The sequence below is a fragment of the Acidovorax sp. BL-A-41-H1 genome (assembly GCF_051942715.1).
In genome coordinates this window covers 43,374-63,408 of sequence record NZ_JBPVJQ010000008.1, presented here as the reverse complement: position 1 = coordinate 63,408, position 20,035 = coordinate 43,374, and the positions used below count along the sequence as shown (strand labels likewise).

The following is a 20,035-nucleotide window of genomic DNA, read 5'->3' as shown; positions in this document are numbered from 1 at the left end:
GAACTCTGTCATGAAGCACTACCTGCACATCGCGGGCGCCTGCCTGCTGTCGTCTGTGGCCCTGGGCGCTGCACACGCCGCCGTGAGCGCCGAGGAAGCCGCCAAACTCAAAACCGAGCTGACCCCCCTGGGGGCCGAGCGCGCTGGCAACAAGGAGGGGACCATTCCGGCATGGAGTGGTGGCTATACCACCCCCATCGCGGGGTTTCAGAATGGCGGGCGCCGGGGCGATCCGTTTGCGGGCGAAAAGCCGCTGTACAGCGTCACCGCCGCCAACATGGCCGAACATGCGAGCAAGCTGACCGAAGGCACGCAGGCGCTGCTCAAGAAGTACCCGCAGACCTTCCGGGTGGATGTGTACAAGACGCATCGCACTGCCGCCGCGCCGCAGTGGGTGTATGACTACACGGCCAAGAATGCCGTGCAGGCCAAGCTTGATGGCGAGAAGGTCACAGGTGCTTATGGTGGCATTCCGTTTCCCATCCCCAAGACCGGCGAGGAGATCATGGCCAACCATGAACTGCACTGGCGTGGCGAGGCCTGGCAAGCCGACTTCCGGGGCTATCTGGGCACGGCCAACGGCCAGCGCGTGCTGTCGGTAGAAGGGCGCGGAGACTTTCAGATGCCCTACTACGCCCAGGGACAGCAAGACAAGTTCACGGGCGAGTACTGGACCATCCGCCTGGTCAACAGCGGCCCACCGGTGCGTGCGGGCGAGGCCATTACGGGCCGGTCGCACCTGGACCAGGACAAGAGCGCATCGTGGGTGTACCTGACGGGGCAGCGCCGCGTGCGCAAGCTGCCCAATGCCTGCTGCGACACGCCCACGCCCGCCACGGCCGGTGTGGCAAGTTTCGACGAAATCGACGTCTTTGCTGGGCGCAACGACCGCTTCGACTGGAAGGTCGTGGGCAAGCAGGAGATGCTGATCCCCTACAACAGCAACCGCCTGCATACACCCGCCAAGGACAGCGATGTGCTGTTGGCCAATCACCTGAACCCCGACCACGTGCGCTGGGAGCTGCACCGCGTGTGGGTGGTGGAGGCCACCCTCAAGCCCGGCCAGCGCCACCAGGCACCCAAGAGCCGCTACTACGTGGACGAAGACACCTGGGTGGCCGTGCTGGGCGACCGCTGGGATGCCAAGGGCCAGCTGTGGAAGACCATCTGGTCCCACCCGGTGGTGATGCCTGACCTTCCTGCCACCACGCCGCAGCAGCAGTGGGGCTTCAACGATCTGATCTCCGGTGCCTGGTATGCCAGCGGCGTGGTCAACGAGCGGAACCAGCACTACAAGATCGTGCCGCGCCGCCCGGACAGCTTCTTCTCGCCCGATGCCATGGCAGGCGAGGGCGTCCGCTGAGCGGGACGAAACCATGCGTATTGCGATCTGTGTAGCTGCAGCCATCGCTGCGGCGGGGGCGGGCTGCGCCTTCGCACAGGTGGGGGATGCTCTCCAGCGCCCTGCACTGAGTGTGAAGGCACCTCAGCGTGCCGTGTTGCTGGCGGCGGCCACTGCGGGGCAGCGGCTGGTGGCGGTGGGCGAGCGCGGGGTGGTCGTGCTGTCCGACGACCGGGGCGCGACCTGGCGCCAGGCGGCCTGCCCGGTCAGCGTCAGCCTGACGATGGTGCGTTTTGCGGACGAGCGCCACGGTGTGGCCGTGGGCCATGGCGGCACGGTGCTGACCACGTCCGATGCCGGCGCCAGTTGGGCGCTGCGGCTGGACGGCCGCCGTCTGGCCTTGCTGGCCAAGGCGGAAGCAACAACGCCCCAGGCGCGGCAGGATGCAGAGCGCCTGGTGGCCGATGGCCCGGACAAGCCTTTCATGGATGTGGTGGTGTGGGACGCCCAGCGCATGCTGGCGGTGGGCGCCTATGGCTTGGCCTTCTACACCGCCGATGGCGGACAGACCTGGGCGCCCTGGATGGGCAGGTTGCCCAATCCCAAGGCCCTGCACTGGTATGTGGCGCGGCGCCAGGGCAATACCCTGCTGCTGGCGGGGGAGCAGGGGCTGCTTGCCCGCTCCAGCGACGGCGGCGATACGTTTGAGGCATTGCCATCGCCTTACAAGGGCAGCTGGTTTGCGGGCGATCTGAACGCCAACGGGCGTGTGGTCCTGGCGGGCCTGCGGGGCAACGCCTGGCGCTCGGACGACGCGGGCAACACCTGGTCGCAGCTAGCATCGCCCACCCAGAGCACGATCACCGCGGCTGCCGACGATGGCAAGGGCGGACTGTGGTTTGCCACACAGGCGGGCGCAGTGCTGCGCCAGCAGGGCGAGGCACTGGTGCCCCTGAACGCGGCACCCGTACCCGTGCCGTCCGCGCTGCTGCCGCAGCGCGAGGGCCCCTTGCTCGCACTGGGCGTGGCCGGTGTGGTGCCCGTGGTGGCACAGAAGGCACGGCCATGAGCGCGCCCTCCTTCGATACCCGCTCGGGCTCGTTGATCGAGCGCGCGCTGTTCAACCACCGAGCCGTAGTCGTGTTGCTGTGCGCCCTGGTCACAGCCCTGCTGGGTTGGCAGGCCACGCGGCTTCAGCTCAATGCCAGCTTTGAAAAGACTATTCCCACGAGCCACCCCTACATCCAGAATTTTCTGGCCTACCAGTCGGAACTCAGTGGCCTGGGCAATGCGGTGCGCGTGGCCGTTGCCCGCCCCCAGGGCAACATCTATGACGCGCAGTACCTGGACACCTTGCGCCGCCTGTCCGATGAGGTCTTCTTGCTGCCGGGTGTGGACCGTGCGCGGATGAAGTCGCTGTGGACCCCCACCACACGCTGGGTGGGTGTCACCGAAGATGGGCTGGAAGGCGGGCCGGTCATCCCCGATGGTTTTGATGGATCGTCAGCCAAGCTGCAGCAACTGGCGGCGAACGTGGCACGCTCCGGAGAGATCGGCCAGACGGTGGCGCGCGATGCCGCATCGACCGTGATCTTTGTGCCCCTGCTGGCCAAGGATGCCCAGGGCCAGTCGCTCGACTACGCCCTGCTGTCGCGGCAGCTGGAGACGTTGCGTGGCAAGTACGAGGCCGAAGGCGTGGCGATCCACATCACCGGCTTTGCCAAGATCGTGGGCGACCTGATTGATGGTGTGCGTGCCGTGCTGGTGTTCTTTGCCATGGCGGTGGCCATCGCCACGGCCATGGTGTTCTGGTACACGCGCTGCATCCGTTCCACGCTGCTGGTGGTGCTGGCATCGCTGGTGGCCGTGGTGTGGCAGCTGGGCCTGCTGCCTTTGCTGGGGTATGCACTCGACCCGTATTCCATCCTGGTGCCGTTTCTGGTGTTTGCCATTGGCATGAGCCATGGCGCGCAAAAGATGAACGGCATCATGCAGGACGTGGGACGGGGCGTGGACAAACTGGTGGCGGCGCGGTTCACCTTCCGGCGCCTGTTCTTGGCGGGCTTGACGGCCCTGCTGGCAGACGCGGTGGGGTTTGCCGTGCTGCTGGTCATCGACATCAAGGTGATCCGCGAACTGGCGATCGCCGCGTCCATCGGCGTGGCGGTGCTGATCTTCACCAACCTGATCCTGTTGCCTATTTTGTTGAGCTACACCGGCGTCAGTGCGGTGGCTGCCGAGCGCAGCCTGCGCGCCGAGCAGGCCGATGCGGCAGGCGCTGCCAAACACCCGCTGTGGGCTCTGCTCGACCGCTTCACCCAGCGCCCCTGGGCCACGGTGGCCGTGGCCGCCGGGCTGGTCATGGGGGTGGGGGGCTTTCTTGTCAGCACGCAGCTCAAGATTGGCGACCTGGACCCGGGGGCGCCCGAGTTGCGCGCAGACAGCCGCTACAACCGCGATGTGGGATTCATGAACGCAGCCTATGGCGCAGGCAGTGACGTGCTGGCGGTGATGGTCAAGACGCCTGAGGGCCAGTGCTCCCACTTCGATGCGCTGAACAAGGTCGATGCGCTCGAATGGGAGCTGCGCCAGATCGACGGCGTCGAGAGCACCAACTCGCTCTCCCTGCTCAACCGCCGGGTGCTGTCGGGCCTCAACGAAGGCAACCCACGGTGGTACGAGTTCTTGCCCAACCAGGACATGCTCAACACCGTGACGGCCAGCGCACCCCGTGGGCTCTACAACGATGCCTGTGGGTTGTTGACGGTGTACGTCTATCTGCGCGACCACAAGGCCGACACCCTGGCGCGCGTCGTGGGCCACATCGAGGCCTTTGCCCAGCGCAACAACACGGCAGACACCAAGTTTCTGCTGGCCGCCGGGTCTGCGGGCATTGAGGCGGCCACCAACATCGTGGTCAAGGACGCGTGGCGAACCATGCTGCTCATGGTGTACGGGGCGGTGGTCGTGCTGTGTTTTGTGACCTTCCGCTCGTGGAAGGCGGTGGTGGTGGCCGTGCTGCCGCTGGTGGTCACGTCCTTCCTGGCCGAAGCGTTGATGGTGGCGTTGGGCATGGGCGTAAAGGTCGCCACGCTGCCGGTGATTGCGCTGGGCGTGGGCATCGGCGTGGACTACGCGCTCTACATCCTGTCCATCACGCTGTCGCAACTGCGCGAAGGCAAGAGCCTCTCTGAGGCGTACTACCGCGCCCTGCTGTTCACCGGCAAGGTCGTGATGCTGACGGGCGTCACGCTGGCTGTGGGTGTGATCACCTGGGTGGCGAGCCCGATCAAGTTCCAGGCCGACATGGGCTTGCTGCTGGCGTTCATGTTCCTCTGGAACATGCTGGGAGCCCTGGTGTTGTTGCCCGCGCTGGCCCACTTTTTACTGAAGCCCGCGACGCCCATCGCCAACGTCCACGCGACTGGGCGCGGTGTGCACGGGGTGCCGCAGGGCGCTCATTGACTGACAACGAGGACGAACCATGACCACGACCCACACGATGTGCGTTGCTGCCGGTATGTTGCTGGCATGCGTCAACGCACAGGCCCAGCCCAGCCCCCAACCGGCCGCAGTGCTGGATAGCTACATCGCCGCAGTCCACGCGGGTGACATGGCCGCCGTGCGCGCGCTCATCGCGCCGGAGGTGGAGCGATCGGATTTTCCCGGCTGCACTCCGGCCATGGACAACCCCAGCTGCCTGGCGCACTACATCGACGCCACGGTGGTTCGACCGCAGGCCCGCTTGTCTGTGCTGAGCACCGAGGTGGATGGGGACCGGGTGTCTGCGCTGCTGGAGGTGCGCAGCGAGCTGTATCGCCGTGCCGGTGTGGAACGCATCGTGGGCCGCGATGTGCTCCGTGTGACCGATGGGCGGATCCAGTCCTTCCGCTTTGTCCCCGACTTTTCCGACGCGCCCACGGCCGTCTTTTTTGGCACGCTGGGCATTGGCCCGCGTGCCTCCCAAGCCCCCGCAAAGTGATCCTATGTTCAAGTACTTTCCTACCAACTACGTCTGGAACCTCTCGGTCGATCTGGCCATCGAGATGGGCGCACGCATCGGTGAAATCGAGGAGATGTGCGCTCCGCTGCAAGAGGCCGCCAAGGCGCCCGATGCCGCTGGCACGCAGGCCTTCCGTGAAACCTGGGTGCGCATGGCGGACAAGCTCTGCGGCTTGGCCGAAGAAGATGAAGCGCGCGGCTGGCTGTATTCCGCTGGCGAGAAATACCGCCGCGCCTCCAGCTATCTCATCACCGCAGAGCGCCTGCAGGCGCACAGCGCTCCGGGCCGACTGGCCCTTTACGAGCGCGAGCTGGAGCTGTTCCTCAAGGGCTCACGCCTGCTGGGCGACCGGGTGCAGCGTATGGAGATTCCCTATGAGGGCAAGCACCTGTCGGCGCTGTACTACCCGGCCCATGGCCTTAAATCGGGGGAGCGGGCGCCCTTGCTCGTGCAGCTAAACGGCCTGGATTCGACCAAGGAAATGAAGTATCTGGTTGGGTTGCCAGCATGGCTGGCCCAACGCGGCGTGTCCTCTCTGGTGGTGGACCAGCCAGGCACCGGTGAGGCGCTGCGGCTGCAGGGGTTGACGGCGCGGTACGACACCGAACACTGGGCCAGCCGCGTGGTGGACTGGCTGGAGCAGCACCCCGACGTGGACCCGAAGCGCATCGGCTGCGAGGGCGTATCGCTGGGCGGCTACTACTGCCCACGCGCCGTGGCCATGGAGCCGCGTTTTGCCTGTGGCGTAGCCTGGGGCGCCAACCACGACTGGCGTGATGTGCAAAAGCGCCGGTTGGAGAAGGAAGGCGACTTCCCCGTGCCGCACTACTGGGCTCACGTGTGCTGGGTCTGGGGCGCCAAGGACGTGGACGAATTCATGCACATCGCGGAAAACGTGCACCTCGATGGCGTGGTCGAGAAGATCAAGGTGCCTTTCCTGGTCACGCACGGCGAGCGCGACTCGCAGATCCCGCTCAAGTGGGCGCACCGCACCTACGAGCAGCTGGTCAACAGCCCCCAGCGCGAACTCAAGGTGTTCACCGACCGCGAAGGTGGATCGCAGCACGCCAGCTTTGACAACAGCATCAACGCCGGCCACTACATCGCTGACTGGGTGGCCCAGACCCTGGGTGGTCATACCGCCTGAGAGCCCCGCACCTGCCCTGACAACCTCTACAACCAAGGATCAACAGATGAACATCATTGGACCCGACGCGCTCGTTTTTGGCGTGGACGACGTCGCTGCCTGCGCCCAGTACCTCACCGACTACGGACTCACTCCCGTGGGCGTCACCGCTGCTGGTGGGCGCTTTGAAGCGCTGGACGGCACATGCGTGGAGATCCGCTCCCAGGGCGACCCTTCTCTGCCACCCGCGCTGGGCACTGCCAGCATGTTGCGCGAAACGGTCTACGGGGTCGCAGATGCGGCCACGCTCGACGCCATCGAAGCCGAGCTGGCGCGCGACCGAGCCGTGGTGCGCCAGGGCGGCGTGCTGCGCACCACCGATGACTTGGGCTTTGCCCTCGCTTTCCAGGTCACGGTGCGCAAGCCGCTGGCATTGCCTGCCGAGGCCGTGAACGCGCCCGGTGCCGTCCCGCAGCGTGGGCCCAACGCCCTGGGCCTGTCGCCCGACATGGCGGCGCGGCCCCGTTCGCTGTCGCATGTGGTGTATTTCGTGCCCGACGCGGCCAAGGCTGAGGCGTTCTACGTCCGACTGGGCTTTGTGTGCACCGATCGCTTCACGGGTGTGGGACCGTTTTTGCGCCCTGCGGGCACGCAAGACCACCACACCTTGTTCATGATCCAGACACCGCCGTTCATGAAGGGCTGCGAACACTTCACCTTCCACATGGGTGGCCCTACCGATGTGTTGCTGGCGGGCACCCGCTTTGTCGAGAAGGGCTACCAGAGCTTCTGGGGGCCGGGGCGCCACAAGTTTGGCAGCAACTGGTTCTGGTACTTCAACTCGCCCCTGGGTTGCCATGTGGAGTACGACGCCGACATGGACCAGCATGACGACACCTGGGCCGCGCGCGAGGTGCCGATGAGTGCCGATGCTTCGCAGCTCTTCCTCTTTCAACACCGCGAGAAGTGGGCGCCTTCGGGCCCGCCACCTGCGGGTGCACCGCACTGAGAGCCGACCATGAAGCTCTGCCACTGGAACGATCTGCCCGATGGCGAGTCGCGGGGCTTTGACCCCGCAGGCCGTGGGCAGGACACGGTGCTCATCGTGCGCCAGGGCGAGCGGCTGTACGCCTATGCCGATCTGTGCCCCCACCTGGACACCCCCATGGCATGGCGCAAGGACAAGTACCTGAATGCAGCAGGTGATCGCATCGTCTGCGCGGCCCACGGCGCGCTGTTTGACATCATCAATGGGCTGTGTACCTTGGGCCCGTGCCTGGGCGACGCCTTGGTGCCCGTGCCATTGACAGTACAAGTGAACGGCGAGATCCACATCGCCCCTACCAATCACAAGGAGACAAACCCATGAGCCTTTCTCACCAACGCATTTTGATCATCGGCGGGGGCTTTTCCGGCATGGCAGCCGCCATCGAACTGCGCAAGCAGGGTGCCCAGGTGGACCTGGTAGAGATCGACCCCGGCTGGCGCAGCTACGGTGCGGGCATCAGCCTGGGGGGCGCCACGCTGCGGGCGTTTCGGCGCCTGGGAATTCTCGAAGCGTTTCTGGCGCAGGGTAACGCCTCGGACGGCTTGAACCTGAACCTGCCCCACGGCCCTCTGGTGGCCACCTTGCCCACGCCCCGTATTGCGGGGGCCGATGTTCCAGGCGGCGGCGCCATCATGCGCCCGGTGCTGGCCCGCATCCTGGCCGAGGCCACCCGTGCGGCGGGCACCAACGTCCGCCTCGGCTGCACCTTTTCTGCCATTGAGCAAGAGGCCGAAGGCGTGCAGGTCACTTTCACCGATGGCCAGCGCCAGCACTATGACTTGGTGATCGGTGCCGACGGCCTCTACTCCAAGGTGCGTGAGACCGTGTTTGAAAACGCACCCCAGCCGCGCTACAGCGGCCAGGCCGTGTGGCGTGCCGTGCTTCCCAAGCCGCCAGAGATCGAGACCGCCACGATGTGGATGGGCCCGAAGATCAAACCCGGCGTGAACCCTGTCTCCAAGACGGAGATGTACCTCTTCGTCACCGAGCCGCGCCCGACCAACGACCATGTCGATCCGGCCACCTTTGCGGACCGTTTGCGCGCATTGCTCGATGGGTTTTCCGCGCCCACGCTGCAGTCCATTCGCAGCCAGATCGGACCGGACTCACAGATCGTTTTTCGTCCGCTCGAAGGTCTGCTCATGCCGCGCCCCTGGTCGCGCGGCCGGGTGGTGCTGATTGGTGACACGGTGCACGCCACCACGCCGCATCTGGCGTCCGGGGCCTGCATCGGGATCGAGGACGCCTTGGTTCTGGCCGATGAACTGGCGCAGGCGGGCGATGTACCGACTGCGTTGTCGGCCTTTGAAGCCCGGCGCTGGGAGCGCTGCCGCATGGTGGTCGAAAACTCCGCCCGGCTGGGCGAGATCGAGATCGAAGGCGGCGACAAGGAGGAGCATTCGCGCATCATGCGCGAGTCCCTCATGGCGTTGTCCCAACCCATCTGAGGCGAGGTGCGCATGATCACAACCCAATCGCTGCGGGGCCGGGTGGCCCTGATGGTGGGCCACTGCGCAGGCATGGTGGATCTGGTGGCCTTGCCCGTCTGGGTGGGCACGCTGATATCGGTGTACCGCTTCGACCCGCAGCAGGCCGGCTTGCTGGCGACGCTGTTTTTGGCTGGAGCGGTGGCCGCCAGCCTGGTGTTAGCGCCGTTCTTTCAGTTGTTGTGCGGGCGCACCGTGGCGACCTGCGGCTTTGCCGGCGCGGCCGTGGCGTTTGCCGTAGCGTCCACCACCACCCAGTTCGCCTTGTTGGCGCTGCTGCATGCGGGGGCAGGTATTGCTGCGGGCACGGCCCTGAGCGTTACCCATGGCACCATTGCCCGCAGCCCCAACCCCCACCGCATGTTCGCCCTGGTGGGCATGGCACTAGGGGTATTTGCCATCGCGTTCCTGGGGGGCACGCCTGTGCTGGTGGCCAAGCTGGGTGGACCCGCGTTGTTCCAGGTCTTTGCCGGCGTCATGGCAGTGGGCGCGGTGGTGGCGGCTCTGGCGTTTCCCGAGGCCGACAGCGTAGGCGGTGCGGCCACTTCGCGGGCTCCGGCTGCGCCTCTGCCCGCTGCGGTCTGGTGGGGCGTGTTGGGCATTGCGGCGCTGGGCCTGGTGCAGTCCATGACCTTCAGCTTTCTGGAGCGCGTGGGCAGTGACCGGGGCTACGGACTTCAGGCCGTCACCGGCGTGCTGATTGCCCTGGGCGTCGTCAACCTCTTTCCCGCAGCGTTGGCCGCTGTGCTGGAAAAGCGCTGGGCTGCCCGCAGCGTTCTGCTGTCGGGACCTGCGCTCCAGGCCTTGCTGGTGGTGGTGATCATGAACTCGCCCGTGTTTGCGCCCTATGCCGCAGCCGCCGCCGTGTTTGCGGCCGTGATGATCTTCACGCACACCTTTGCCTTTGGCGTGCTGGCGCGGCTGGACCCCAGCGGCCGAGCCTTGGCCGCCACCCCCGCCATGCTCATGTTCGGTGCGGCCATTGGGCCCATCCTCGGCGGCACCTTGGTCAAGGCCTGGGGCTATGGCAGCCTGGGGGTTGCGGCTTTGGTGATAGACGCGGTGGCGGTCTATGCATTTGCACGCATCCACCGTGCCCCGGGTACTGCAGGCGCAGTGAAAGGCATGGCATGAGCAGCCCCGTTGCCTTTGCGCAGACGCAGCCCCGGCTCAGCCGCCGTGCCTGCCTGGTAGCGACTGCAGCGGGCATGGCTGCGCCGTGGGTCCAAGCGCAGCCGGGTCGGCACATCACCTTCATCGTTCCCCAGCCTGCGGGTAACCCCAGTGATGTGTTCGCTCGCAAGCTCCAGACGGTGATGCAGCGCGAACTGGGTCAGACCATCGTCATCGAGAACCTGCCGGGCGCCGGTGGCTCCATCGGTGTACAGCGCATGCTGAACGCGCCTGCCGATGGTGCGACGGTGGTGGTGGTTTCGCAGACCGAGCCCATCCTCACCCCGTTGTCGCTGGCCAGCGCGCGCTACAAGCCCGAGCAGATGCGCGCCATCGGCACACTGGGGCGCACCAGCTACGTGCTGGCAGGCCGGGCCGACATGCCCGCCACCACCCATGCGCAGTTGCTGGACATGGCGCGGCAAGCGGCTGCTGCTGGCAAGCCACTGACATTCGGGCACATCGGGCAAGGCTCGATGATCCACCTCATGGGGACCCAGTGGGCACGCCTGTGTGGCGTGCCGCTGGTGCATGTGCCGTACCGGGGCGTGCCCCCGGTAGTGCAGGACCTCATGGGCAATCAGATCGATCTGTCCTTTGTGCCACTGGGGGGCGCGGCGCTGAACATGCTGGAGACGGGCAAGCTGCGTGCCTTCGGCTGCACCGCCGCCAAGGCGCCTTCGCTGCTGCCGCACGTCGCACCGCTGAGCCAGCAGTCTGCAGCGCTCAAGGGCTTTGAATACACCGCCTGGGGTGCGCTGCTGGTGGCGCGCCATACCCCCGATGCGGCGGTGCATCGCCTGCACCAGGCCTTCGGTGTGGGCCTGCGCGACCCCGAGGTCCAGAGCTTTCTGCGCGCCAATGGCACCGAGCCCCAGGAACCGCTGTCGCTGCCCGCCCTCGACAAGTTTTACCAATCCGAAATCCAGATCCACCATGCCCTCGCCCGCACCGTGGGCGTGGTGCCCGAGTGAGCCTTGTACCCACTGCCATGACCAAACCCCCACGCCGCTTTGTGGACCTTTCCATTTATCTGGAAAACGATGTCCTCTCCGACCCGCCCCCCCTGGCGCCCAAGATCACGTACCAGAAGCACGCCGACACGCTGCCCGAGTTCATGGCCATGATCCCGGGCACCCAGCCTGAGGACTACCCCGATGGCGAAGCCGCAGCGGCCGAGTGGGTGACGCTCACCACGCACAACGGCACCCACCTGGATGCGCCGTGGCACTTCCACTCCACGCAGGACGCGAAGAACGGCGGTGCCCGCCCCTCCATCACCATCGATGAGGTGCCGCTGGAATGGTGCTTCCAGCCAGGCGTGAAGCTGGACTTCCGCCACCTGCCCGATGGCTATGTGGCCACTGCGGTCGATGTAGAGGCTGAGCTGGCCCGCATCGGGCACACGCTGCAGCCGCTCGACATCGTGGTGGTCAACACCCGCGCTGGGTCGCGCTACGGGCACAAGGACTACCTGGGCGCCGGTTGCGGTATGGGCTACGAGGCCACCATGTACCTGCTGGAACGCGGTGTGCGGCTGACCGGCACCGACGCCTGGAGCTGGGATGCGCCGTTTTCATACACCGCCCAGCGCGTGGCCGAAACGGGCAACAAGGCCCTGATCTGGGAAGGCCACAAGGCGGGCCGCGACATCGGCTACTGCCATCTGGAGAAGCTGCACAACCTGGAGGCACTGCCGCCCACCGGTTTCACCATCAGCTGTTTCCCCCACAAGATCCGCGGTGCCTCGGCAGGCTGGACGCGCGCGGTCGCCATTTTTGAAGATTGAGTCAGGAGTCCGTTCATGGGTTTTCCATCCATCCACCGCGTGGTCACCGGCCACAACACTCAAGCCCGGGCCGTGGTCGCCAGCCAGGGGCCGTTACCCACCGTGGTCGAGATTGCGGCCATTCCCGGTACGGTGTTCCATGAGGTCTGGAGCACTTCGCAGTCGCCCGCCGTCGTGGACAACGGCCCGGACCCTACGCTCGGTCCGCTGGTGCTGCCGCCCCCGCAGGGTGGCACGCGCATCCGGTTCGTGGACATTCCGCCCGATACGCCCGAGTTCCTCGCACGGGGTGCCGAGCGCATGCATGACGCCTTCAGCCAGATTGGCGATGCGGCCGCCTCCACGGTGAAAACCGACTCCCCCCACCCGCTGATGCACCGTACCGAATCGGTGGACTACGGCGTGGTGATTGAAGGCGAACTGACGCTGGTGCTGGACGAAGGCGAAGTGCCACTGCGCCCCGGCAGCGTGGTGGTGCAGCGGGGTACCAACCACGCATGGGCCAACCGTTCGGGCGCGCCGTGCCGCATGCTGTTTGTGCTGGTGGACGGGCGCTTTGATGCGTCGGTGGCCGCACCTGCCAAGGAGCAGTCATGAGCACGCGCCGTCAATGGCTGGGCGCTGCAGCGTCCGCAGCGGTGGCCCCTTGGTCGTGGGCGCAGACCCTGTATCCCGCGCGGCCGTTGAGCTGGGTGGTGCCTTACCCGGCCGGGGGCTTTGGCGACGCGATGTCGCGCCTGCTGGTGCAGAAGCTGGGAGAGCGCATGCAGCAAGCCGTGGTGGTGGAGAACAAACCCGGCGGTGCGGCGCAACTGGCGGCGCAGCACGTCAAGCAGCAGCCTGCCGATGGCCACACCCTGCTGTACGCAGACATCGGCCCGCTGGCCATGTACCCAGCGCTGTACGCCAAGCTGAGCTTCAGCCCCCTCAAGGACTTTGCGCCCCTGACGCGGTTGTTCAGGTCGCCGCTGGTCGTGGTCGTGCCTGCGGGCAGTCCGTTCCAGACACTGGCCGACCTGTTGCGTGCAGCCGCTGCGGGGGATGGCCTCAACTATGGCTCGTACGGGCAGGGCAGCCAGCCCCATGTGTGGACCGAGCAGCTGCGCATCAAGACGCGTTCGCGCATGACCCATGTGCCCTACCAAGGCGCAGCGCCCGCGCTGCAGGACCTGATGGCCGGGCGCCTGGACTTCATGTGCGATGTGGTGGCTTCGAGCCTGCCGCTGGTGCGCGAAGGCAAGCTGCGCGCGCTGGTCAGCGTGGGCAGCGAGCAGCGCCTGCAGGTGCTCCCCCAGGTGCCTACCCTGACCGAGGCCGGGCATGCGGACCTCGATATTCCGGGCTGGAACGGTGTGATGGTGCGCGCGGGCACGCCTGCGCCGGTGGTCGAGGTGCTGCACAAGGCCGTGGTGGCCGCGCTGGAATCGCCCGAGGTGCTGGGCCGCTACCGGCCGCTGGGCCTGGAGCCTGCACCACTCACGCCCGCTGCATTCGGCGAGTTCATCCAGAGCGAATCGCAGCGGTGGGGTTTGGCCATCCGCCAAGCTGGGGTCAAGGTCGAATGAGCCTCTTTGACCTGCAGGGCCGCACCGCCCTGGTCACGGGGGCCACCCAGGGCCTGGGTCTGGCGATTGCGCGCACCCTGGCCGAGCAGGGCGCCCGGGTGGTGGTCTCCGACCGCTATCCACTCGCCTGCGAACAGGTGGCTGCATCGTTGCCGAACGCCATCGGTGTTGCTGCCGACATGGCCGCGCCAGCTGACATCGCTGCGCTGGTGGAGCGCGCCGGGCCCTTGGACATCCTCGTATGCAACGCCGGCATTCAGGGGCCGGCCGGCCCTCTGGCTGATGCCAGCGATGCCGATTGGCATCAGGTGTTTGACATCAACCTGCGGTCCGCAGCGCGGCTGTGTGCACTGGCGCTGCCTGGCATGGCGGCGCGGGGCGGTGGCAGTGCCGTGCTCATCTCCAGCATTGCGGGCCTGCGCGGCAACCGTTCGATTGGCCTGTACGGTCTGACCAAGGCGGCCCTGGCCCAGCTGGCGCGCAACCTGGCCGTGGAGTGGGGCCCAGCGGGTGTGCGGGTCAATGCCGTGTCGCCCGGCCTCATCCGCACGCCGCTGGCCGAGCAGCTCATGGCTGATGAAGCCTTCATGGTCAGGCGTGTGCAGGCCACGCCACTGCGGCGCGCTGGAGAACCCGAGGAAGTGGCTGGTGTGGTCGCCATGCTGGCCAGCCCGGCCGGGGCCTTTGTGACTGGACACAACCTGGTGGTCGATGGCGGCACCACCATCAGCGATGGGAGTTGAAAACATGTACCACATGCTGAGCTGCAGATCGGCGTACAACGCTCGCCCGCCTTGTCCGCCGTTTTGCTCTCCGTTGCCGAAATGCCGGGCCTGGCGGACTTCCAGGTTATCGGCTGGTTTGGCCAGGTGTGCACCGCCGGGTGCTCCCAACCAAACCGCGCGCGAATTCGGCGCATTTCTGACCGCAGAGATCGACCACTATGCCCGCGTGATCCGGGTGGCGGGGCCGCGACTGGAAACCCCTTCTTCTTGATAGGACTGGCGATGCGATTTGCAACTTTGAAAGACGGCAGCCTGGACGGCCGCTTGGTACTGGTTTCATCCAACGGTCTGCAGGCCGTCGATGCCGCTCCGATAGCTGCGAGCCTGCTGGGGGCCTTGCAGAACTGGGACGCTGTGGAACCCGCTTTGCGTGAGCGCACGGCAGCGCTGGAGGCGGGCACCGCAACCGGCATCTTTGCGTTCGATCCCGCCGCATGCAGCGCGCCGTTGCCGCGCAGCCCGCAGTGGCTCGATGCATCTGCGTTCCTCAACCATGGACGCTTGATGGAGCGCGCCTTCAACACGCCACCCATCCCGCATTTCGACACCATCCCGGTCATGTACCAGGGCGCGAGCGACGACTTTCTGGGCCCGCACGATGATGTACCAATGCCCAGCGAGGCCGACGGCATCGATTTCGAAGGCGAGTTCGGTGTCATCTGTGGCCCGGTACCCATGGGCGTGACGCCTGAAGCGGCATTGGGCTGCGTGCGTCTGGTCGTGCAGATCAACGACTGGAGCCTGCGCGCGCTGGGCCCGCACGAAATGAAGACGGGCTTTGGCTTTTTGCAAGCCAAACCCTCCACCAGCTTTGCACCGGTCGCAGTGACCCCTGATGAGCTGGGCGACGCCTGGCAAGGGGGGCGGGTGCATCTGCGGCTGCATGTGGATTCCAACAGCCAGTGGTTTGGCCACCCCCATGGGGGCGAGATGAATTTCAGCTTTGGCCAGCTGATTGCCCACGCGGCCCGCACACGGCGACTCACGGCGGGCACCATCATCGGTTCGGGCACGGTGTCCAACCAGGGGCGCGATGCAGGCTCTGCTTGCCTGGCCGAGCGGCGCGTGATCGAGATACTGGACGAAGGTGCGGCCAAGACACCGTTCATGCACTACGGCGACACCGTGCACATGCAGGCGCGTTGGCCCGATGGCCGCGAGGGGCCGTTTGGTGTCGTGAGCCAGCGCGTGGTGCCACCCGGTTCGGAGCAGCGCTGATGCATGTCCTCATCACGGGCGCCGGGGGTTTTGTAGGGGCCGCCCTGGCGCGGCGCCTGCTGGGGCCGTCCCCGATGCTGGCGGGTCAGCGGCCTGTGCGCTTGACCCTGGTGGACCGGATGGCCCCCGCCCAGGTGCCGCCGCCCAGTGTGCGCTGGCATGCGGGCAGTTTTGCCGCCCCCGCACTTCTGCAGGCCATGCGCGAGGACCCTCCAGGCTGCGTGTTCCACCTTGCCAGCGTGCCCGGTGCGCTGGCAGAGCGTGACCCGTCGCTGGGTGTGCAGGCCAACTTGCTCGATACCGTGGCCTTGCTGGAGGCGCTGGCCGGTGGAGTGCGCGAGGGCGGTGGCAGCGCTCCACGCGTGGTGTTTGCGAGTTCTGTTGCGGTGTATGGGGCGGTCGGACCATCCCCTGTGTCCGAGTCGCAGGCGCCCCAGCCCTTGTTGAGTTATGGCACCCACAAATGGGCGACGGAGTTGCTGCTGGCTGACTACAGCCGCCGTGGTGAACTGGACGCCTGCAGCCTGCGCTTGCCCGGTGTGGTGGCCCGCCCGTCTGCTGAAACCGGTCACGGCTCGGCATTCATGAGCGAGATCTTTCATGCGCTGCGCTCCGGACAGTCCTACACCTGCCCGGTGTCGCCCCAGGCCACGGCCTGGTGGATGTCGCTGGAGCGTTGCCTGGACAACCTGCTGCACGCCGCACAGCTTTCGGCAACCACCATGCCATTGTCCCGGTGTTGGCAGCCGCCTGTGCTGCAGGCTTCGGTCGGGGCGGTGGTCCAGGCCATGGCGCAGTCCCTCGGCCGAGATGCGAAAGCGGGTATCCGCTACGCACCCGACCCCCACATCGAGGCGTTGTTTGGCCGGTTGCCAACCATGCAAACTCCCCAGGCTGAAGCCGCCGGGTTTGCGCACGATGGGTCGGTTCAGGCGCTGGTGGAGCGAGTGATGCGCCACTTGGGCATTGCGGAGCAGGCAGCGCTCTTGCATGGTTAGCCAAGGTGCTCTGGTCGTGGCCGACACGGCTGCCTGGATGTAGAGGGGGGCGTCGCCGGGCGGCAGGCGAACTGTTGTGCTGCAACTGGTGGGGCAGGTCAACAGCTGGCTTTGCATGCCCGGCGATGATTTTCTGACGGAGATGGCGTGACTTCCTTGCATCCGAGCGAACCTTTGCCGGTTGGCAGACACCGCGCCACGGGCGGGGGCGATTCCCAAAGGGAGCATGGAGGGGCTTGTCATTGGGCGCGATGCCTGTCGGCCTCAGCGGACCACCAGGGTCGGCCCCCTGGCCAAGTGCAAGATCTTGTACGCCACTGAACCCATGAACAGGGACTCGGCAGCGGTCAGGCCCTGCGAGCCGATGGCGATGCCGCAGCTGCCCAGGGTATGGGCCAGGCCCACGATCTCTGTTGCGGCGTCGCTCCCCATGAGGGCATGCAGGCGCCAGTGCAGGGCGGCGGCCTCCAGCAGCTCGCGGGCGGGGGCCATGGCGGTCCAGCCGCGTTGCACCAGTTCGGTTTCGGCGGCCTCTAGGCTCAGCCAGGGCTCTACATGCACCAGATCCACCTCGGCGTGGGGTGCGAGTGCCGCCAGGCGTGCAGCCATCGCGGCGGCGCGCAGTGCGCAGGCCGAGCCATCTACCGCCACCAGCCAGCGTGCACGGCCCGTGCCCGTCGGTCTTGAGCCCGCGCTGTGCCAGGTCGCGGCAACCAGGCGGCCCGTGCTGTCGCGCCGCGTCAGGTCGGGCGCGGGCAGGGCGTCTGGCAGGGCCGTGGTGGTCATGATGCGCTCCGGGGTGGCCGGTGGCCTGAGAACTTCAGGCTGAGCACCACGGAGATCAGGATGATTGACCCCACGATGGACAGCGACCACTGCACCGGCATGTGGAACCAGGGCATGGCCAGCATCTTGCCGCCGATGTAGATCAGCACCAGGGCCAGGCCGTACTTGAGCAGGTGAAAACGCTCGGCCATGTCGGCCAGCAGAAAGTACAGCGCTCTCAGCCCCATCACGGCGAAGATGTTGGAGGTGAACACGATGAACGGATCGGTGGTCACGGCAAAGATCGCCGGAATGCTGTCCACCGCAAAGACCAGGTCGCTGGCCTCAATCATCACCAGCACCAGGAACATGGGGGTGGCATACCGCAACCCATTGATGTTCACAAAAAAAGCCTGGCCATGAAAGCCGGGCGTGATGCGCATGTGGCCGCGCAGCCAGCGCAGCAGCGGGTTCTGGTCCAGGTCGGGCTTCTGGTCGGCCATGACCAGCATCTTGATGCCGGTCACCACGAGGAACAGGCCGAACACATACAGCACCCAGGCGAATTCAGACACCAGCCAGACGCCGCCCAGGATCATGACTGCGCGCATGGCGATGGCCCCCAGCACGCCATACAAAAGCACGCGGCGCTGCAGCTCGGGCGGGACGGCGAAGTAGGTGAAGATCATCACAAACACGAACATGTTGTCCACCGACAGGGCTTGTTCGATCAGGTAGCCGGTGAAAAACTCCAGCGCCTTGCGGTTGGCTATCTCGCGGCCGACGGCGCCATCCAGGTACCACCACAACAGGGCGCCAAACGTGCTGGCCATGGCCACCCAGGCCGTGGCCCAGCTCGCAGCTTCTTTCGCTGATACGCGGTGGGCCTTGTTGCCACCGAGCACGAACAGGTCCAGCGCCAGCATGACCAGCACAAAGGCGATGAAACCGGCCCACATCGGGGCGGTGGCCAAGGATTCGATGGTGTGCATCTGTAGCCCCTGGGGCGGCGTGGCTCGCCGTGCTGTGTGGCGGTGGAGAGGGGTGGCGCGGTCGGTCTGGCGGCCCCGCCGTGGTGCCTCAGCTGGCAGCCATCCACAGCACCAGGATGCCCGCCCCTACCCCTGCGGGTATGCCAAAGCGTTCGAGCTTCGAGGCGGGTTCGCCAGCAATCACTTCCACCGGCACGGTGCTGCGTTCGATCACCTGGTTGGTGATGGAGTGCTCCACCAGGCGCACCAGCGAACTCTTGCGTGCGGTGCTCATCAGGATGCAGTCGCACGCCAGCCGACGCGCCACGGCCACGATGCAGTCAGCCTTGTCGCCGACCTCGTAGTGGACGGTGTAAGGAACTCCGGCCGCATCCAGGGCCTGCCGCACCGGCGCAAGCGCGAGGTCGGCTTGCTCGCGGTGGAAGTCGGCCCGATCGCTTTTGTTGGTGAAGTCGCTCACATGCTTGGAGAACGGTGGCTGTACGTTGAGGACGTGGACCTCCAGGCTGGGGTTCTTCTCGCACTCGCTGATCACGTGGCGTATGCCGTGTTGTGATTTGGGTGAGCCATCGGTGGGGACAAGGACTTTCAACATGGTGGTCTCCTTCACATGCATCGGTGTGGCGGTGCCATGCGCCCCGCGCCAGGCGCCTCGACGAGGCCCCACGATAGCCGCGCAGCCGGTTTGTAAAAGCAGATAATTGAGAAGCAACAGTTCTGAAAAACCGGAGAGACACCGGAGAACACCGAGGAGGCACCGAGCCATGGGACCCGACTTCAGCTATCGGCATCTCTACTACTTCTGGGTGGTGGCCAAGGAAGGAGGGGTTGCGCGCGCCGCCGAACGCCTGGGCATGGCCGTGCAGACCGTGAGCACGCAGGTGCGCGAGCTGGAGCGCTCTCTCGGTTATGCCCTGCTCAAGCCCGCAGGGCGCGGGGTGGCGCTCACCGATGCCGGGTTTGCCGCGATGCGGCAGGCCGAGCAGATTTTTCAGCTGGGGGAACAACTGCCCGCGGCCGTGCGGGATGCCGTGGGCGCCCCCGTGGTGCGCCTGGTGGTGGGGATCTCCGACGACCTGCCCAAGCTGGCCGTGCACAGCCTAATGCAGCCGGTGATGCAGGAGCCCAACCTGCGGCTGCTGTGCCTGGTGGACGAGTTCGAGGACCTGCTGGGCGACCTCGCGTTGCATCGGCTTGACGTGGTGCTGGCCGACCGCGCTGCGCCGCCCAACCCCAACCTGAAGGTCTACAGCCATCTGCTGGACACATCGCCCTTGGCCTGGTACGCTCCAGCGCCCTTGCAGACGGCCGCACGGCGGGGGTTTCCGCAGTCCTTGTCCCAGGTGCCGGTGCTGCTGCCCACCCACCATGCCGCAGTGCGCGCCCGCATTGACCAGTGGTTCGAGCGCATGGCCATCCGGCCGCAGGTGGTGGGCGAGTTCGAGGACAGCGCCCTGCTCAAGACCTTTGGCGCGGCGGGCATGGGGGTGTTTCCGATGGCGGGCCTGGTGCACGACGATCTGACGGCCCGCTATGGCGTGAAGCGGGTGGGCGCGTGCGAAGGGGTGGAGGAGCACTTCTTTGCAATAGGTGCGCGCAAGAAAGTGCTGCACCCGCTGGTGGAGCGGTGGCTGTCGGCCGGACACTCGTAGCCCGTCGCACTGGGTTGGCGCAGCGCCTGCGGACCCTGGGATGGTCAATTGCTATTAAATATATAGCTAAAAATCCATATGGAACGCGCGCA

The 20,035-nt window shown here is 66.2% G+C and carries 20 protein-coding genes; 17 read left to right on the top strand and 3 right to left on the bottom strand.

Annotation, left to right across the window (positions count from 1 at the left end; genetic code table 11):
• Positions 1 to 10: 10 nt before the first annotated feature.
• The 16 genes from ACTPOI_RS22505 (at position 11) to ACTPOI_RS22430 (ending at position 16,534) form a co-directional block, all read left to right on the top strand.
• The gene (locus tag ACTPOI_RS22505) at positions 11 to 1,363 is read left to right on the top strand and encodes a DUF1329 domain-containing protein (RefSeq protein ID WP_440113034.1); all 1,353 of its coding nucleotides are present in this window, start codon (positions 11 to 13) and stop codon (positions 1,361 to 1,363) included.
• 13 nt (positions 1,364 to 1,376) lie between these two features.
• Positions 1,377 to 2,411: a WD40/YVTN/BNR-like repeat-containing protein gene (locus ACTPOI_RS22500; protein ID WP_440113031.1), complete on the top strand. Its 1,035-nt coding sequence runs from the start codon at positions 1,377 to 1,379 to the stop codon at positions 2,409 to 2,411.
• On the top strand, positions 2,408 to 4,807 hold the full coding sequence (locus ACTPOI_RS22495) for an efflux RND transporter permease subunit (protein ID WP_440113028.1): 2,400 nt from the start codon (positions 2,408 to 2,410) through the stop codon (positions 4,805 to 4,807). Before ACTPOI_RS22500 ends, ACTPOI_RS22495 begins: the two co-directional genes overlap by 4 nt.
• Before the next feature lie 19 nt (positions 4,808 to 4,826).
• A complete protein-coding gene (locus ACTPOI_RS22490; RefSeq protein ID WP_431150927.1) occupies positions 4,827 to 5,324 on the top strand; it encodes a nuclear transport factor 2 family protein in 498 nt (165 codons plus the stop codon).
• A gap of 4 nt (positions 5,325 to 5,328) precedes the next feature.
• Positions 5,329 to 6,492, top strand: a complete 1,164-nt coding sequence (locus ACTPOI_RS22485; RefSeq protein WP_440113023.1) for an alpha/beta hydrolase family protein — start codon at positions 5,329 to 5,331, stop codon at positions 6,490 to 6,492.
• 46 nt (positions 6,493 to 6,538) lie between these two features.
• Positions 6,539 to 7,480: a VOC family protein gene (locus ACTPOI_RS22480; RefSeq protein WP_121421369.1), complete on the top strand. Its 942-nt coding sequence runs from the start codon at positions 6,539 to 6,541 to the stop codon at positions 7,478 to 7,480.
• 9 nt (positions 7,481 to 7,489) lie between these two features.
• On the top strand, positions 7,490 to 7,840 hold the full coding sequence (locus ACTPOI_RS22475; protein ID WP_440113020.1) for a Rieske (2Fe-2S) protein: 351 nt from the start codon (positions 7,490 to 7,492) through the stop codon (positions 7,838 to 7,840).
• Entirely contained in the window at positions 7,837 to 8,967 is a 1,131-nt protein-coding gene (locus tag ACTPOI_RS22470; protein WP_440113017.1) for an FAD-dependent oxidoreductase, read from the top strand. Before ACTPOI_RS22475 ends, ACTPOI_RS22470 begins: the two co-directional genes overlap by 4 nt.
• Positions 8,968 to 8,979: 12 nt before the next feature.
• Entirely contained in the window at positions 8,980 to 10,140 is a 1,161-nt protein-coding gene (locus ACTPOI_RS22465) for an MFS transporter (RefSeq protein ID WP_440113014.1), read from the top strand.
• Positions 10,137 to 11,153, top strand: coding sequence for a Bug family tripartite tricarboxylate transporter substrate binding protein (locus tag ACTPOI_RS22460; RefSeq protein ID WP_440113011.1), 1,017 nt, complete (start codon positions 10,137 to 10,139; stop codon positions 11,151 to 11,153). Before ACTPOI_RS22465 ends, ACTPOI_RS22460 begins: the two co-directional genes overlap by 4 nt.
• A 17-nt stretch (positions 11,154 to 11,170) precedes the next feature.
• Positions 11,171 to 11,968: a cyclase family protein gene (locus ACTPOI_RS22455; protein WP_440113008.1), complete on the top strand. Its 798-nt coding sequence runs from the start codon at positions 11,171 to 11,173 to the stop codon at positions 11,966 to 11,968.
• 15 nt (positions 11,969 to 11,983) lie between these two features.
• On the top strand, positions 11,984 to 12,565 hold the full coding sequence (locus tag ACTPOI_RS22450; RefSeq protein WP_440113005.1) for a cupin domain-containing protein: 582 nt from the start codon (positions 11,984 to 11,986) through the stop codon (positions 12,563 to 12,565).
• Positions 12,562 to 13,533 (top strand): Bug family tripartite tricarboxylate transporter substrate binding protein, encoded by a 972-nt coding sequence (locus ACTPOI_RS22445; protein WP_440113002.1) that lies wholly within the window; start codon positions 12,562 to 12,564, stop codon positions 13,531 to 13,533. Before ACTPOI_RS22450 ends, ACTPOI_RS22445 begins: the two co-directional genes overlap by 4 nt.
• Entirely contained in the window at positions 13,530 to 14,276 is a 747-nt protein-coding gene (locus ACTPOI_RS22440) for an SDR family NAD(P)-dependent oxidoreductase (protein WP_440112999.1), read from the top strand. The genes ACTPOI_RS22445 and ACTPOI_RS22440 overlap by 4 nt, the downstream gene beginning before the upstream one ends.
• Positions 14,277 to 14,540: 264 nt before the next feature.
• Entirely contained in the window at positions 14,541 to 15,536 is a 996-nt protein-coding gene (locus tag ACTPOI_RS22435; RefSeq protein ID WP_440112996.1) for a fumarylacetoacetate hydrolase family protein, read from the top strand.
• A complete protein-coding gene (locus ACTPOI_RS22430; protein WP_440112993.1) occupies positions 15,536 to 16,534 on the top strand; it encodes an NAD-dependent epimerase/dehydratase family protein in 999 nt (332 codons plus the stop codon). Before ACTPOI_RS22435 ends, ACTPOI_RS22430 begins: the two co-directional genes overlap by 1 nt.
• A gap of 264 nt (positions 16,535 to 16,798) precedes the next feature.
• Here ACTPOI_RS22430 and ACTPOI_RS22425 read toward each other — a convergent pair whose 3' ends face one another.
• The 3 genes from ACTPOI_RS22425 to ACTPOI_RS22415 all read right to left on the bottom strand — a co-directional run bounded on the left by ACTPOI_RS22425 (position 16,799) and on the right by ACTPOI_RS22415 (position 18,886).
• Positions 16,799 to 17,320 carry a universal stress protein gene (locus ACTPOI_RS22425; RefSeq protein ID WP_440112990.1) on the bottom strand — a complete coding sequence of 174 codons (522 nt, stop codon included), beginning with the start codon at positions 17,318 to 17,320 and terminating at the stop codon, positions 16,799 to 16,801.
• Entirely contained in the window at positions 17,317 to 18,291 is a 975-nt protein-coding gene (locus ACTPOI_RS22420; protein ID WP_440112987.1) for a TerC family protein, read from the bottom strand. Before ACTPOI_RS22420 ends, ACTPOI_RS22425 begins: the two co-directional genes overlap by 4 nt.
• An 88-nt stretch (positions 18,292 to 18,379) precedes the next feature.
• Entirely contained in the window at positions 18,380 to 18,886 is a 507-nt protein-coding gene (locus tag ACTPOI_RS22415; RefSeq protein ID WP_440112984.1) for a universal stress protein, read from the bottom strand.
• A 169-nt stretch (positions 18,887 to 19,055) separates the two neighbouring features.
• Between ACTPOI_RS22415 and ACTPOI_RS22410 the strand changes: the two genes are divergently transcribed.
• The gene (locus tag ACTPOI_RS22410) at positions 19,056 to 19,943 is read left to right on the top strand and encodes a LysR family transcriptional regulator (protein WP_440112981.1); all 888 of its coding nucleotides are present in this window, start codon (positions 19,056 to 19,058) and stop codon (positions 19,941 to 19,943) included.
• Positions 19,944 to 20,035 lie beyond the last annotated feature (92 nt).

What these genes read in the sequence shown, in the direction of transcription:
- ACTPOI_RS22505 (WP_440113034.1), top strand. Translation starts at nt 11, where the DNA reads ATGAAGCACTACCTGCACATCGCGGGCGCCTGCCTGCTGTCGTCTGTG.
- ACTPOI_RS22500 (WP_440113031.1), top strand. Translation starts at nt 1,377, where the DNA reads ATGCGTATTGCGATCTGTGTAGCTGCAGCCATCGCTGCGGCGGGGGCG.
- ACTPOI_RS22495 (WP_440113028.1), top strand. Translation starts at nt 2,408, where the DNA reads ATGAGCGCGCCCTCCTTCGATACCCGCTCGGGCTCGTTGATCGAGCGC.
- ACTPOI_RS22490 (WP_431150927.1), top strand. Translation starts at nt 4,827, where the DNA reads ATGACCACGACCCACACGATGTGCGTTGCTGCCGGTATGTTGCTGGCA.
- ACTPOI_RS22485 (WP_440113023.1), top strand. Translation starts at nt 5,329, where the DNA reads ATGTTCAAGTACTTTCCTACCAACTACGTCTGGAACCTCTCGGTCGAT.
- ACTPOI_RS22480 (WP_121421369.1), top strand. Translation starts at nt 6,539, where the DNA reads ATGAACATCATTGGACCCGACGCGCTCGTTTTTGGCGTGGACGACGTC.
- ACTPOI_RS22475 (WP_440113020.1), top strand. Translation starts at nt 7,490, where the DNA reads ATGAAGCTCTGCCACTGGAACGATCTGCCCGATGGCGAGTCGCGGGGC.
- ACTPOI_RS22470 (WP_440113017.1), top strand. Translation starts at nt 7,837, where the DNA reads ATGAGCCTTTCTCACCAACGCATTTTGATCATCGGCGGGGGCTTTTCC.
- ACTPOI_RS22465 (WP_440113014.1), top strand. Translation starts at nt 8,980, where the DNA reads ATGATCACAACCCAATCGCTGCGGGGCCGGGTGGCCCTGATGGTGGGC.
- ACTPOI_RS22460 (WP_440113011.1), top strand. Translation starts at nt 10,137, where the DNA reads ATGAGCAGCCCCGTTGCCTTTGCGCAGACGCAGCCCCGGCTCAGCCGC.
- ACTPOI_RS22455 (WP_440113008.1), top strand. Translation starts at nt 11,171, where the DNA reads ATGACCAAACCCCCACGCCGCTTTGTGGACCTTTCCATTTATCTGGAA.
- ACTPOI_RS22450 (WP_440113005.1), top strand. Translation starts at nt 11,984, where the DNA reads ATGGGTTTTCCATCCATCCACCGCGTGGTCACCGGCCACAACACTCAA.
- ACTPOI_RS22445 (WP_440113002.1), top strand. Translation starts at nt 12,562, where the DNA reads ATGAGCACGCGCCGTCAATGGCTGGGCGCTGCAGCGTCCGCAGCGGTG.
- ACTPOI_RS22440 (WP_440112999.1), top strand. Translation starts at nt 13,530, where the DNA reads ATGAGCCTCTTTGACCTGCAGGGCCGCACCGCCCTGGTCACGGGGGCC.
- ACTPOI_RS22435 (WP_440112996.1), top strand. Translation starts at nt 14,541, where the DNA reads ATGCGATTTGCAACTTTGAAAGACGGCAGCCTGGACGGCCGCTTGGTA.
- ACTPOI_RS22430 (WP_440112993.1), top strand. Translation starts at nt 15,536, where the DNA reads ATGCATGTCCTCATCACGGGCGCCGGGGGTTTTGTAGGGGCCGCCCTG.
- ACTPOI_RS22425 (WP_440112990.1), bottom strand. Translation starts at nt 17,320, where the DNA reads ATGACCACCACGGCCCTGCCAGACGCCCTGCCCGCGCCCGACCTGACG.
- ACTPOI_RS22420 (WP_440112987.1), bottom strand. Translation starts at nt 18,291, where the DNA reads ATGCACACCATCGAATCCTTGGCCACCGCCCCGATGTGGGCCGGTTTC.
- ACTPOI_RS22415 (WP_440112984.1), bottom strand. Translation starts at nt 18,886, where the DNA reads ATGTTGAAAGTCCTTGTCCCCACCGATGGCTCACCCAAATCACAACAC.
- ACTPOI_RS22410 (WP_440112981.1), top strand. Translation starts at nt 19,056, where the DNA reads ATGGGACCCGACTTCAGCTATCGGCATCTCTACTACTTCTGGGTGGTG.